At 70.1% G+C, this 12,672-nt stretch carries 12 protein-coding genes and 1 tRNA gene; 12 read left to right on the forward strand and 1 reads right to left on the reverse strand.

Annotation, left to right across the window (positions count from 1 at the left end; genetic code table 11):
- The 4 genes from C3B61_RS19610 to C3B61_RS01525 all read left to right on the forward strand — a co-directional run.
- Positions 1–761 (forward strand): pilus assembly protein TadB (locus tag C3B61_RS19610; protein ID WP_103459284.1); only part of this gene is annotated, 761 nt, incomplete at its 5' end.
- A gap of 318 nt (positions 762–1,079) precedes the next feature.
- A complete protein-coding gene (locus C3B61_RS20200; RefSeq protein WP_103459323.1) occupies positions 1,080–1,280 on the forward strand; it encodes a DUF4244 domain-containing protein in 201 nt (66 codons plus the stop codon).
- Positions 1,261–1,662 carry a TadE family type IV pilus minor pilin gene (locus C3B61_RS01520; protein WP_103459285.1) on the forward strand — a complete coding sequence of 134 codons (402 nt, stop codon included), beginning with the start codon at positions 1,261–1,263 and terminating at the stop codon, positions 1,660–1,662. Before C3B61_RS20200 ends, C3B61_RS01520 begins: the two co-directional genes overlap by 20 nt.
- The gene (locus tag C3B61_RS01525) at positions 1,659–2,021 is read left to right on the forward strand and encodes an Rv3654c family TadE-like protein (RefSeq protein ID WP_244285803.1); all 363 of its coding nucleotides are present in this window, start codon (positions 1,659–1,661) and stop codon (positions 2,019–2,021) included. The genes C3B61_RS01520 and C3B61_RS01525 overlap by 4 nt, the downstream gene beginning before the upstream one ends.
- 59 nt (positions 2,022–2,080) lie before the next feature.
- Here the strand turns inward: C3B61_RS01525 and C3B61_RS01530 are convergent, their stop codons facing one another.
- Entirely contained in the window at positions 2,081–2,341 is a 261-nt protein-coding gene (locus C3B61_RS01530; RefSeq protein ID WP_103432653.1) for a hypothetical protein, read from the reverse strand.
- Positions 2,342–2,602: 261 nt separating this feature from the next.
- Between C3B61_RS01530 and topA the strand changes: the two genes are divergently transcribed.
- The 8 genes from topA to C3B61_RS01570 all read left to right on the forward strand — a co-directional run bounded on the left by topA (position 2,603) and on the right by C3B61_RS01570 (position 12,650).
- Positions 2,603–5,641, forward strand: a complete 3,039-nt coding sequence (gene topA / locus C3B61_RS01535) for a type I DNA topoisomerase (protein ID WP_103459286.1) — start codon at positions 2,603–2,605, stop codon at positions 5,639–5,641.
- A gap of 20 nt (positions 5,642–5,661) precedes the next feature.
- The gene (tmk, locus tag C3B61_RS01540) at positions 5,662–6,282 is read left to right on the forward strand and encodes a dTMP kinase (RefSeq protein ID WP_088455188.1); all 621 of its coding nucleotides are present in this window, start codon (positions 5,662–5,664) and stop codon (positions 6,280–6,282) included.
- A 354-nt stretch (positions 6,283–6,636) separates the two neighbouring features.
- Positions 6,637–7,881: a DNA polymerase III subunit delta' gene (locus tag C3B61_RS01545; RefSeq protein WP_103459287.1), complete on the forward strand. Its 1,245-nt coding sequence runs from the start codon at positions 6,637–6,639 to the stop codon at positions 7,879–7,881.
- A 47-nt stretch (positions 7,882–7,928) separates the two neighbouring features.
- Entirely contained in the window at positions 7,929–9,461 is a 1,533-nt protein-coding gene (locus tag C3B61_RS01550; RefSeq protein ID WP_341866757.1) for an alpha/beta hydrolase, read from the forward strand.
- A 3-nt stretch (positions 9,462–9,464) separates the two neighbouring features.
- Positions 9,465–10,097, forward strand: a complete 633-nt coding sequence (locus C3B61_RS01555; RefSeq protein WP_103459288.1) for a TetR/AcrR family transcriptional regulator — start codon at positions 9,465–9,467, stop codon at positions 10,095–10,097.
- Positions 10,098–10,149: 52 nt separating this feature from the next.
- Positions 10,150–10,222 (forward strand) — tRNA-Thr (locus C3B61_RS01560).
- Between the two features lie 394 nt (positions 10,223–10,616).
- Complete coding sequence (locus C3B61_RS01565; RefSeq protein WP_103459289.1) at positions 10,617–11,909, forward strand: alpha-amylase family glycosyl hydrolase; 1,293 nt, start codon at positions 10,617–10,619, stop codon at positions 11,907–11,909.
- A 255-nt stretch (positions 11,910–12,164) separates the two neighbouring features.
- Positions 12,165–12,650 (forward strand): aminoacyl-tRNA deacylase, encoded by a 486-nt coding sequence (locus tag C3B61_RS01570; RefSeq protein ID WP_103459290.1) that lies wholly within the window; start codon positions 12,165–12,167, stop codon positions 12,648–12,650.
- Positions 12,651–12,672: the final 22 nt, after the last annotated feature.

Consider the following 12,672-nt stretch of genomic DNA (forward strand, 5'->3'; position numbering starts at 1 on the left):
ACGCCATCGCGGACGCGGCCGCCGGGCTCCCTGACCAGCTGGGCGACGCGTGGCGGGCCCTCGCCGCCGCGTGGGACGTCGCCACCCGGGCCGGTGCGCCCCTGGCCGGGTGCCTGCGCGACCTGGCCGCCGCGTTCCGGGAGCTCGGCCAGCTGCACCGCGACCTGACCGTGGCCCTCACCGGCCCGCGCGCCACGGCCCGGCTGGTGATGGTGCTGCCCCTGGTGGCGCTGCTGTTCGGCAGCCTGATGGGCTTCGACACGCTGCGCACCCTGTTCCACACCGGCCCAGGGTTGGCCTGTCTCGCCGCGGGGTGCCTCCTGATGGTCGGCGCCGCCCGCTGGAACCGGCACCTGGTTGCCGCCGCCGGCCGCCAAGGGCCCGCGCCGGGACTGGAGCTCGACCTCACCGCCATCGGTATGGCCGGTGGCGGGTCGCTCGACCGGGCCCGCGCCAGCGCGCGGCGCAGCGCCGAACGGTTCGGCCTGCGCGCGATCGGTGCGACCGACTCCGCCGATGTGGTCATCGAGCGAGTGCTCGACCTCTCGGCCCGAGCCGGGGTGCCGGCCGGTGAGCTGTTGCGCAGCGAGGCCGCGCAGGCCCGGCGGGATGCCCGCACTGCGGGCCACCAACGCGCCGAAACCCTTGCCGTGACCCTGATGATCCCGCTAGGGGTGTGTGTGCTGCCCGCGTTCATGCTTGTCGGTGTCGCCCCACTGCTGCTCAGCGTGCTCGCCGCCACCCTCGGCAGCGTCGAGTGACGGCGCTCGGGTGCTCCCGCCCTGGTGAACTCGGGCGCTCCTCCACAGGCTGCCGTTTCGAACTTTTATGTACCGATCGGCTGCCGTCGTTGATGCGCCGGGTGTCGCCGCGACAGGCTGGCTGCACTCGCGCCGCTTGCACCGCGTCTTGTACGCGAAAGGAGATCCATCATGACCACCCTCAGCAGCCCGCCCGCCCCGCCGACAGAGCATCACCCGCAAGCCGAGGAGAGCACCGGAAGCGCGGCGGCCGCCGACCGTGCCGCCGCTCCGCTACGGCACGATCCCAGCGCGGGAACCGGAATACCCAACGCACTCGTGCGCACCCGCGCGGTGCGGTCCAACAGCATTCGCGCCCTCCTGCGGTTGCGTGACGATCGCGGGGCGGCCACCGCCGAGTACATCGTGGCTACCATGGCGGCCGTCGGGTTTGCCGGCTTGCTCATCGTCATCCTGCGCGGTGACGAGGTGCGCGGCATCCTCACCGAACTGGTGCGCAGTGCGCTCACGGTGGGGTGACCGAGCCGCGGCACGGCTGGCATACCGACTCCACCGGGACCGGGGCAGCGTCACGGCCGAGTTCGCGGCCGTGCTGCCCGCCGTGCTGGTAGTGCTGGCCTGCTGCCTGGGTGCCGTGCAGGTGGTCGGGCAGCAGGTACGCATGACGGATGCCGCCGCCGACGTGGCCCGGCTGCTGGCCCGGGGCGACGACGCGGGTCCGGCATCCGGGCTGCTGGCCGCGGTGGCGCCCGGCACCGCGCTCACCGAGGAACGCCAGGGGGAGTTCGTCTGCGCCCGGCTCAGCGCGCCGAGCGCCTTCGCGCCGTTCGCCGCCGCGGGCCTCACTCTCGCCGCCCGGTCCTGCGCTCTCGCCAGCGCCACTGCGAGTGACGACCCGTGACGCGCGCACCCATCCGCCGGCCTACCTCTGCTCGCGAGCGGGGATCCGGTTCGGTGCTCGCGGTCGCGCTGCTCGGCGCCCTCGTCACGATGACCGCCGTGCTCGTGCCGCTGCTGGCCCTGCTGCCGGTCAGTCAGTCCGTGCAGGGTGCGGCGGATGCGGCGGCGCTCGCCGCGGCCGACGTCGCCTCCGGCCTCATGCCGGGCGTGCCCTGTGTCACGGCGGCGCGGGCGGCGGAGCTGAACGGCGCCCGCCTGGTCACCTGCTCGGTGGACGGCCTGATCGCCACCGTGGCGGTGTCCCGCACGGTGGGCGCATTCCCGATCGGTTCCCGGGCGCGGGCCGGCCCGGCGCCCTAGCGATGGTCAGGCCAGTGTTCGAGCTCGCCGCCAGAAGTGCAGCATCCCCGATCGCCGGGCTAAGTGGTCGCCGGGGGAGTGTCGAAGAGCGCCTCGAGGTAGCGGTAGTCCACGGCGGAGGGCTTGTCGGGATGCTCGGTGGAATCGAACTCGAGACCGGCGGCGCGTGCATAGAGGTACCGCTTGCCGGCTGCGTCGGCGGGTATCTCGATCCGCGGCCGGGGATCCCCGGATTCGAGGAACTCGGTGGTGACGGTTTTTCCTTCGAGGGGGCCGTCCGTCAGTTTCGCGGTGTACGTGCCCTGCGCTGCAGTAACCATGTCTCTATTGTGCGGCTGTGCTCCGCGGAGGCAACCCCTAATCCGCAAACCGAGGCTCACCGGTCGCGTGTCGGGCGATGCCGCCGCGAATTCCGCGAACACATGTGCACACTCGTTTCAGCCTTGCCCTGCGCCGTGAGCGAGCTACCGTGGAGTCAATTCGGGGCACTCCCGCGCCGTCACCGTCGGCGCGCACTCGATTCCTGTGTGTATGGTGTGGCTTGGTCGTTTCACAGACCGTTACCTATAAAGAGGAGTCTGGTGCCAGGCACTAAGAAGCTGGTCATTGTCGAGTCGCCGACCAAGATGAAGTCGATCGCCGCCTATCTGGGCGACGGATACGAGGTTTTGTCGTCGGTCGGGCACATCCGAGACCTGATCGAGCCCAAGAATCTGCCGCCGGAACTCAAGAAGGGCCCGCTCGGCAAGTTCTCCGTCGACGTCGATAACGGCTTCGAACCGTATTACGTGGTCTCCGACGCGAAGAAGAAAACCGTCAGCGACCTCAAGCGGGCGCTGAAGAACGCCGACGAACTCCTCCTCGCAACTGATGAGGACCGCGAAGGCGAGGCCATCGCGTGGCACCTCCTGCAGGTCCTGCAGCCCAAGGTTCCGGTCAAGCGGATGGTGTTCCACGAGATCACCAAGGACGCCATCATCGCGGCCACCCAGAACACCCGCGACCTCGACACCGCCCTCGTCGACGCGCAGGAGACCCGGCGCATCCTGGACCGCATCTACGGCTACGAGATCTCTCCCGTGCTCTGGCGCAAGGTGGGCCCCGGCCTGTCCGCCGGCCGCGTGCAGTCCGCCGCCACCCGCCTCGTCGTCGACCGCGAACGTGAACGCCTCGCGTTCGTGTCCGCCGGCTACTGGGACCTCATCGCCCAGCTCGTTCCCGGCGCCTCCGCCGAGAACGGCTTCCAGGCCAAGCTCGTGCGCCTCGGCGGCGAACGCATCGCCACCGGCAGCGACTTCGACGACACCGGCAAGCTCAAGCCCAAGGTCGTCGCGGCCACCCTCGACGAGGCATCCGCCCTCGCCCTGGCCGACGCCCTCAAGGTGCCCGGCGTGCCGATCACCGTCACCAAGGTCGCCTCCAAGCCCTACCGCCGCAGCCCCGCCGCGCCGTTCACCACCTCGACCCTGCAGCAGGAGGCCGCGCGCAAGCTGCGCTTCACCGCCCGGCAGACCATGAGCGTGGCCCAGTCGCTGTACGAAAACGGGTACATCACCTATATGCGTACCGACTCGCCGTCGCTGTCGCAGCAGGCGATCACCGCCGCCCGCAAGCAGGCCGCGTCGCTGTACGGCGCCGAGACCGTGCCCGCGAACCCGCGCCTGTACAAGGGCAAGAGCAAGAACGCGCAGGAAGCCCACGAGGCCATCCGCCCGTCCGGCGACACCTTCCGCACCCCGTCCTCGCTGTCCAGCTCGCTGCGCGGCAACGACTTCAAGCTCTACGACCTGATCTGGAAGCGCACCGTCGCCAGCCAGATGGCGGATGCGACCGGTTCGACCGCGTCGGTGACCATCGCCGCGGGCCCCACCGGCCAGGCCGCGCACCCCGCCGCCTCCGAGGCACTCGCCGAATTCGCCGCCAGCGGCACCGTCATCACCTTCCGCGGTTTCATGCTCGCGTACGAGGAGTCCAGGGACGAGGAGCGGAACGCCTCCACCGACCCCACCGAGTCGAAGCTGCCGCCGCTGGAAGAGGGCCAGACGCTGACCCTCGTCGAGGTGGAGGCCAAGGGCCACGAAACCACCCCGGCCGCCCGGTACACCGAGGCCAGCCTGGTGAAGAAGCTCGAAGAGCTCGGCATCGGCCGCCCCTCCACGTACGCGTCGATCATCTCCACCATCACCGACCGTGGCTACGTCACCCCGCGCGGGCAGGCCCTGATCCCCAACTGGATCGCCTTCTCCGTGGTGCGGCTGCTCGAGGAGTTCTTCACCGACCTGGTGGAATACGACTTCACCGCCGAAATGGAAGACGACCTCGACCGCATCGCCGGCGGCACCGCCGACCGGGTGGACTGGCTGACCAGCTTCTACTTCGGTTCGGAGAAGCACCGCGGCCTGCGCCAGGTCGTCGACAACCTCGGCGAGATCGACGCCCGCTCGATCAACTCGATCCACATCGTCGATGACATCACCCTGCGCATCGGCAAGTACGGCCCCTACCTCGAGGTCGCCGACCCCACCGCCGACCCGGATGCCACCCCCCGCCGGGTGAACATCCCGCCGGACCTGGCACCCGACGAGCTCACCCCTGCCAAGGCCCGTGAACTCGTGGATGCCCCGGTCGTCACCGACCGCGTCATCGGCGTGAACCCGGACAACGGCAAGGAGATCGTCGCCAAGGACGGCCGCTTCGGCCCGTACGTGACCGAGCTCGAGCCGCCCGCGGACACCGACGGTCCCGGCGAGTCCATCGACCCGCTCACCGGCGAGGTCACCTCGCTGGCCGACGCCGGAGCCCCGGCCGCCGCACCCGCTGCCGCCGCCAAGCCCAAGCGCAAGACCCCGGCCAAGAAGGCCGCCGCCGCGGTGAAGCCGCGCACGGCGTCGCTGTTCAAATCCATGGACCTGGCCACCGTCGACCTCGACACCGCGCTGGCGCTGCTGAACCTGCCGCGCGTGGTGGGCCTGGACCCCGAGACGCAGACCGAGATCCTCGCCCAGAACGGCAAGTTCGGCCCGTACCTCAAGAAGGGCGTCGATACCCGGTCGCTCACCAGCGAAGACCAGATCTTCGAGATCGACCTGGCCGGCGCCATCGAGTTGTACGCGCAGCCCAAGTACGGCGCCCGCCGTGCCTCCAGCGCGCTCAAGGACTTCGAAGAGCCCGACCCGGAGAGCGGCAAGGCCATCAAGATCAAGGACGGCCGGTTCGGCGCCTACGTGACGGATGGCATCACCAACGCAACCATCCCCAAGGCCGAGAGTGTTGACGAGGTCGACTACGAGCGCGCCGTGCAGCTGCTCGCCGACAAGCGGGCCAAGGGCCCGGCGGTGAAGAAGTCGCCGGCGAAGAAGGCTCCTGCCAAGAAGCCGGCGGCGAAGAAGCCCGCCGCGAAGAAGGCCCCGGCCAAAAAAGCCGGCGCAGTGAAGGCCGGTGCGGTGACCAAGACCGCAGTCAAGCGGGCCCCGGCCAAGAAGACCGGCACGTCTGCGGCCACCCCCGGCGTGCGCGCCGAGCGCACCCCGGAGCAGAAGGCCGCCACCGCCGCGAAGGCCGCAGCCACCCGGGCGGCCAACGCGGCCGCGAAGGCAGCGCAGGCGGCCGCGCAGTCGTGACGGATGCCGTGACGGATGTTGTGAAGCCCGGCCTGTTCATCACCCTCGAGGGTGGCGACGGGTCGGGCAAGAGCACCCAGGCGCAGTTGCTCGGCGAGTGGCTGCAGGCCCAGGGTCGCACCGTGGTGCGCACCCGCGAGCCCGGCGGCACCGAGGTGGGCGTCGCCATCCGCGAGATCGTGCTGCACCACCGCGGTGAGGTCTCGCCCCGTGCGGAAGCCCTGCTGTACGCCGCCGACCGGGCCCAGCACATCGGCACCCTGGTGCGCCCGGCGCTGGCCCGCGGTGAAATCGTCATCCAGGACCGCTACCTCGACTCCTCCGTCGCCTACCAGGGCGCCGGCCGGGTGCTCGGCGGCACCGAGGTGCGCGACCTCTCGCTCTGGGCGGTCGAGGGCCTGCTGCCGCACCTCACCCTGCTGCTCGACCTCGACGAGACCGCCGCCCGCGGCCGCCTCGACGCCGCCGACAAGGTCTTCGACCGGCTCGAGGCCGAGAAGGGCGAGTTCCACGCCCGGGTGCGCGCCGCGTTCCTCGACCTCGCCGCGGCCGAGCCCGACCGTTTCCTGGTGCTGGATGCGTCGCTGCCGGTCGACGAGCTTGCCGCGCTCATCCGCGCCCGCGTCGCCGCCCTGCTCTAGGGCGTCCCGCACACATACCCGCCCCGACTTGCCGCAAAACCCCCTTTCGCCCGCCAGGAAGGGGCATCTTGCGGCAAGTCGGGAGATTCAGCATCCGTGACTTGCGTGAAAAGTCCCTTGTGGCGGCGGCCAGGGGGCGTTTTGCGGCAAGTGGGCGGATGTGCGGTGCCGCGAGATGCCCGTTGACGCCCGTTGGAAGGCATCCACGGGGCCTCAACTGGCAACTCGATGCGGAGCACCTGTGTGCGATGCACCGTTGGTGCTGCTTCACGGGCATCCAGTGGGCGTCAACTGGCAACTCGGCGGGGGAGGCACCCGCACCCGGCTGTCACCGGCTCCGGGTAGCCTTGACGAATGGCAGTGTGGGACGACCTGACGGGTCAAGCAGATGCGATCGCCATCTTCCGTGCCGCCGCAGAGCGCCCGGGAGCGGTCGCCACACTCGAGCGCCCCGACGCCGACACCCATGCCGCCCAGTCGAGCGCTACCGCTACGGATGCCGCCACCGCGACGAGCGCCGCCGCCCGCAGCACCTCCTCCTCAATGACCCACGCGTGGCTGATCACCGGCCCGCCCGGCTCCGGCCGCTCCAACCTCGCCTTCGCCTTCGCGACAGCGCTGCTCAGCCCCGGCACGCCGCAGGGCGACGAGTCCACCCAGAGGCTTGTCGACGCGCGCACCCACCCCGACCTCACCGTGCTCAGCACCGAGGGCGTCATCATCAAGATGGATTCCGTCAAGGAAGCCGTGGCCCGCTCGCAGTACTCCCCGTCGGTGGGTCGCTACCGCGTGGTGGTCGTCGAAGACGCCGACCGCATGGTCGAGCGCACCTCCAACGTGCTGCTCAAGGCGCTGGAGGAGCCGCCGGAACGCACGGTGTGGATCCTCTGCGCCCCCAGCGAGGCCGACCTGCTGCCCACCATCCGCTCCCGGGTGCGCACCGTGCGTCTGCGGGTGCCGAGCATCGACGCGGTGGCCGAGCTGCTCATCCGTCGCACCGGCGTGGAGCCGGCCGTCGCCGAACGGGCCGCCCGTGAGGCGCAGAGCCACATCGGCATGGCCCTGCGGCTCGCCACCAACGCCGAGGCCCGCGCCCGCCGTGAGGAGACCCTCCGCGCCGCCCTCGGCCTCACGGGGGTGTCCACCGCGGTCAACGCCGCTGCCCGACTGCTCGCCATCGCCGGCGATGACGCCAAGGCGATCACCATCGAGCGGGATGCGGCCGAACGCGAGGGTGTGCTGCGCTCGCTCGGCGTGGAACCCGGCCAGTCGGTGCCGCCCGCGCTCCGCAGCCAGATCAAGAACCTCGAAGACGACCAGAAGCGCCGCGCCACCCGCAGCCTGCGCGACGGCATCGACCGCATCCTGGTGGACCTCACCTCGCTGTACCGCGACGTGATGATGATGCAGCTGGGCCGGGACAGCACCATCATCAATCTCGAGCTGCTGCCCGAACTGCGCCGCGCCGCCGGGGCGTGCCCGCCGGCGACCACCGTCGCGACGATGGATGCGATTGCCCTGGCCCGGCAGAGAATTGAAGCCAACGTGGCACCGGCGCTGGCCCTCGAGGCCATGCTGGTGTCGATGATCCGACGGTGACGGCAGTCGCCGCACATGCACAGGATTCACCAGAGAAGAGGAACCCAGTGACCCAGCGCACTCGCGTATTCACGACCATGGCGGCCGCGGTGGCAGTGACGCTCGGCCTGACCGGCTGCGTGACGTGGTTCATGCCCCAGCCCGCACCGTCGACCTCCACGCCCACCGGCGAAAAGGTCGATGCGCCGCTGGATCCGTTCTACAGCCAGGTGCTGCAGTGGTCCGACTGCGACAACGGCATGCAGTGCAGCACGGTGTCGGCTCCGCTGGACTGGGAGGACCCGGCCGCCGGCTCGGTCGACCTCGCCCTGGTGCGCCAACCCGCCACCGGCGACCGGCTCGGGTCGCTGCTGCTCAACCCCGGCGGGCCCGGCGGTTCCGGCTATGAATTCGTCAAGGCATCCGTCGACTACGCGACCGATGCGGCCCTGCAGGAACGCTACGACATCGTCGGGTTCGACCCGCGCGGGGTCGGCAAGTCCTCGGCCGTGGCCTGTTACGAACCGGCGCAGATGGACGAATACCTCTACGGGATCGCCGACGCCGAGCGCGGCAGCGACGCGTGGGTGCAGGAACTGGAGGCCAGCGCCACCGACTTCGCCGCATCCTGCAGCGATGAGACCGGGGCCCTGCTCGGCCAGGTCGACACCCGCAGCGCCGCCCGCGACCTCGACCTGATGCGCTCGGTGCTCGGCGACGCCCAGCTCAACTACCTGGGCTTCTCCTACGGCACCTTCCTCGGTGCCACCTACGCCGAGCTGTACCCCGACAAGGTCGGCCGGCTCGTGCTCGACGGCGCCCTCGACCCGTCCACCAGCAACTTCGAGGTGACCAGCACCCAGGCGCTGGGCTTCGAGAACGCCCTGCGCGCCTACCTCACCGACTGCCTGGCGGGCTCGGCCTGCCCGTTCGACGGCACCGTCGACGACGCCATGGCCACCATCTCAGCGCTGCTGGCGTCGGTGGATGCCAGCCCGATCACCGCCACCGATGGCCGCCAGCTCGGCGCGAACGCGTTGCTCACCGCGATCATCTACCCGCTCTACCAGGCGACGGCGTGGACCAACCTCAGCGACATGTTCGAGGGCGTGCTGCAGGGCAGCGCCGACGGGGCCATGCAGTTCGCCGACGGCTACAACGGCCGCAACCCCGACGGCAGCTACCGCGACAACTCCACCGAGGCCTTCACGGCCATCAACTGCCTGGACTACGCCTACAACGACGACCTCACCTCCATGCGCGCCGAGGCCGCCCAGATCGAGCAGATCGCCCCCACCATCGGCAAGTACATGGCCTACGGCGACATCTCCTGCTCCAGCTGGCCGCACGCCTTCGCCGGGGAGCGCCAGGCCATCCACGCCACCGGCGCGGCCCCGATCCTCGTCGTGGGCACCACGAACGACCCGGCCACCCCCTACGTGTGGGCGCAGAACCTGGCCGAGCAGCTCGACAGCGGGCAGCTCGTCACCTACGAGGGTGAGGGTCACACCGCGTACAACAAGTCCAACGACTGCGTCAACGACACCGTCGACAGTTACCTGATCGACGGCATCGTGCCCGCGGCCGACCCGATGTGTTGACAGATGGGCGCAGCTGACGAACCGGGCCTGCGGGAACGGAAACGCCTGGCCACCCGCCGGGAGATCCAGCGTGCCGTGCTCACCCTCTGCGCCCAGCGGAGCATCGACAAGGTGACCGTCGAGGAGATCAGCCGGGTCGCCGCCATCTCGCCGCGCACGTTTTTCAACTACTTCGCCTCCAAGGATTCCGCCCTGGTCGGCGACGAGCTGGAGTTGGCCTGCGACGAGGACATCGAGCGGTTCGTCGCCGGCGGACCCTCCGACGTGATGACCGACCTGGCCGGGCTGATCAGCCGGAGCCTGCAGAACACCGACGGCGACCGGGAGATCCACGAGCTGCGCCGCGCGGTGATGAAAGAGAACAGCTACCTCTTCACGATGCGGATGGCCACGCTGCGCAACTTCGAAGCCGGCCTGCAGCACATCGTCGAGCGCCGGCTCACCGCCGACGCCCCGCACCTCGCCGAGGACCCGCGGGCCCTCGCCCAGCGGGCGCTGCTGGTGACCCTGATCGCCATGGCTGCCACCCGGCATGCCTGGCGGTGCTGGGCCGAAGCGGATGACTGCACCCCGTTGTCGGCCTGGGTCGCCAAGTCCTTCCGTGAGCTGTACACCGTGACCTCCCCGATCGACTAAGCTTGGATGCTGTGTCGCCGCGCGTCTTTCTTCGGGAAGTATTCGGTCTCACGCCGCCTTAGCTCAGTTGGTAGAGCGATTCACTCGTAATGAATAGGTCATCAGTTCGATTCTGATAGGCGGCCCTCTCTTTCTCCGCAGCTCCCTCCCATCCGTTGGTCGCGCTTGTCGAGACCCCGCGACCCGGTCTGCGGAACGTCGGCGCACCCGCGACCGCTCACGGCGCCTCCTGTGGCGCGTCGCGCCCGCTATAGCGGGCGCGAGAGGCGGCAGGAGGTGCGGTGACGAGGGCGAGTGCTGGGCCGGCGCCAATCCCGCAGGCTCTCAACGCCCATGCTGCAATCTGGGTCAGATTGCACGGTCCAGTTCGGGGCCCAAGACCGGGCAGAGCGCGAGCCGGATGCTGCAATCGTGCCGGAGTGTTCGCCTAGGGGGTCGTTGTCGCGACCTGCACCACGCGCATCCAGACGATGGCGACCGGCACCGACCACCACGGTTCAACAGCGATAGGGTCGAGGCGTGCCGAACTGGACCGAACACGTGATCTGGTGGCACGTGTATCCGCTGGGCTTTGTCGGTGCCGACACCACCGGGCAAGACCGCTCGCCCACGCACCGGTTGCGGCAGATCGAGTCCTGGCTGGACTACCTGCTCGATCTCGGCGCGAACGGCCTGGCCCTCGGCCCTGTCTTCGCCTCCCGCAGCCACGGCTACGACACCACCGACTACTTCGAGGTCGACCCGCGGCTCGGCGACACCGCAGACCTCGACCACCTCATCGCCGAGTGCCAGCGGCGCGGCATCCGGGTGATGCTCGACGGTGTGTTCAACCACGTCGGCCGGGATTTCACGCCGCTGGTCACAGCCCTGGCCGACCCGGCCGCGCCCGAGAACGCCCTGTTCCGCCGCACATCGGCCGGTGAGCTAGTGGCCTTCGAGGGGCACGACGCCCTGGTGACGCTCAACCACGACAACCCGGCCGTGACCGAGCTCGTCACCGACGTGATGGCGCACTGGCTCGACCGGGGGATCGACGCCTGGCGCCTCGATGCCGCATACGCGATGCCCGCCGCGTTCTGGGCCGGCGTGCTGCCGCGGGTGCGCGAGCGGCACCCCGAGCTGTACGTGATGGGCGAAGTGCTGCACGGCGATTACGCCGGCTTCGTCGCCGCATCCGGGGTGGACACCGTCACCCAGTACGAACTCTGGCAGGCGATCTGGCACGCGCTGAACGAGCGCAACTTCTTCGAACTGGACTGGGCGCTCACCCGGCACACCGCGTTCCTCGGCGCATTTGTGCCGTACACCTTCATCGGCAACCACGACGTGACTCGGCTGGCCAGTCAGATCCAGGACGAACGCCACCACCCGCACGCCTTGGTGCTGCTGCTCACCCTCGGCGGCACCCCGGCGATCTACTACGGCGACGAGCGTGGGCTGCGCGCCGTGAAGGAGCAGCGCGCCGGCGGCGATGACGCCATCCGCCCCGCCTACCCCGCGAGCCCCGCCGACCTGCCGTCCGCCGATCAGGATCCCGTCGCCGCGGACACCTTCGTGCTGCACCAGACGCTGATCGGGCTCCGGCGCCGGCACCCCTGGCTGCACACGGCCACGAGCCGGCCGCTCACCCTGACCAACACGGGGTACGTGATCGAGGTGACCGACGGCACCCAGCGTCTGGTGGTGGCGCTCAACCTCGGTGACGAGACCCTTGCGGTCGCCACGGATGCGGCCGAGCGGCTGGCCGGCGCGGCGGATGCCAGCCCGGCCGGCCACACGGTGCCGCCGCACGGTTGGGCGATCTTCGGTTGATCACATTCACCGGCCCGCACCCGCTCGGGCCGACTCTGACCGACTCGGTCTGCGCGGTCGCGGCACACTTTAGTTCTGGTGGCGCGCCCTATTCCCCGTGGCACAGCTTCTAACCCGGGCCGCGAGGAACAACCCGGGCCGCGAGGAGCAACCCGGGCCGCGAGGAACGACCCGGGCCGCGAGGAACAACCCGCGCCACGAGCATCCGTGGGCCGGGCGGCCTCGGCACCCCCACCCGCGTGGTTGACTTTGGTCATGGCTGACACAGGGCGCGAACGGGTCGAAACGGATGCGCGGGCGCGCGGACTCGACATCGACATCGTCGAGCGCCCCGCCGCCGACAGCCTTGAGAGCGCTGCCCGGCTGCTGGGGCTGGAGCCGGCCGGCATCGTCAAGTCGCTCGTGGTGAAGCGCCACGACGGGGATTACATCTTCGTGCTGGTGCCCGGCGACCGGCAGATCAGCTGGGCCAAACTGCGCGCCCTGGTGGGCGTGAACAAGCTGTCGCTGCCGCATGAAGACCTCGCCCTGGCCGCGACCGGGTATTCGCGCGGCACCATCACCCCGCTGGGCAGCAGCACCGCCTGGCCCGTGTTCGCCGACGAGCGGATGCGCGGCGCCCGGGTGGCGATGGGCGCAGGGGAGCACGGCTACTCCGCGTTCGTCGACGCCGACGCGCTCATCGCCGCCTACGGGGCCACGGTGGCCGACATCACCGACGAGATCAAGCCCCGCACCTAGGGCCGCCCCTCTCGCGAACTGT

The sequence above is a fragment of the Cryobacterium zongtaii genome, assembly GCF_002909375.1.
GTDB classification, from domain to species: domain Bacteria; phylum Actinomycetota; class Actinomycetes; order Actinomycetales; family Microbacteriaceae; genus Cryobacterium; species Cryobacterium zongtaii.

Coding starts and splice junctions, on each gene's coding strand:
- C3B61_RS01530 (WP_103432653.1), bottom strand. CDS start 2,341: ATGGTTACTGCAGCGCAGGGCACGTACACCGCGAAACTGACGGACGGC.
- C3B61_RS01555 (WP_103459288.1), top strand. CDS start 9,465: ATGGGCGCAGCTGACGAACCGGGCCTGCGGGAACGGAAACGCCTGGCC.
- C3B61_RS01545 (WP_103459287.1), top strand. CDS start 6,637: ATGGCAGTGTGGGACGACCTGACGGGTCAAGCAGATGCGATCGCCATC.
- C3B61_RS01570 (WP_103459290.1), top strand. CDS start 12,165: ATGGCTGACACAGGGCGCGAACGGGTCGAAACGGATGCGCGGGCGCGC.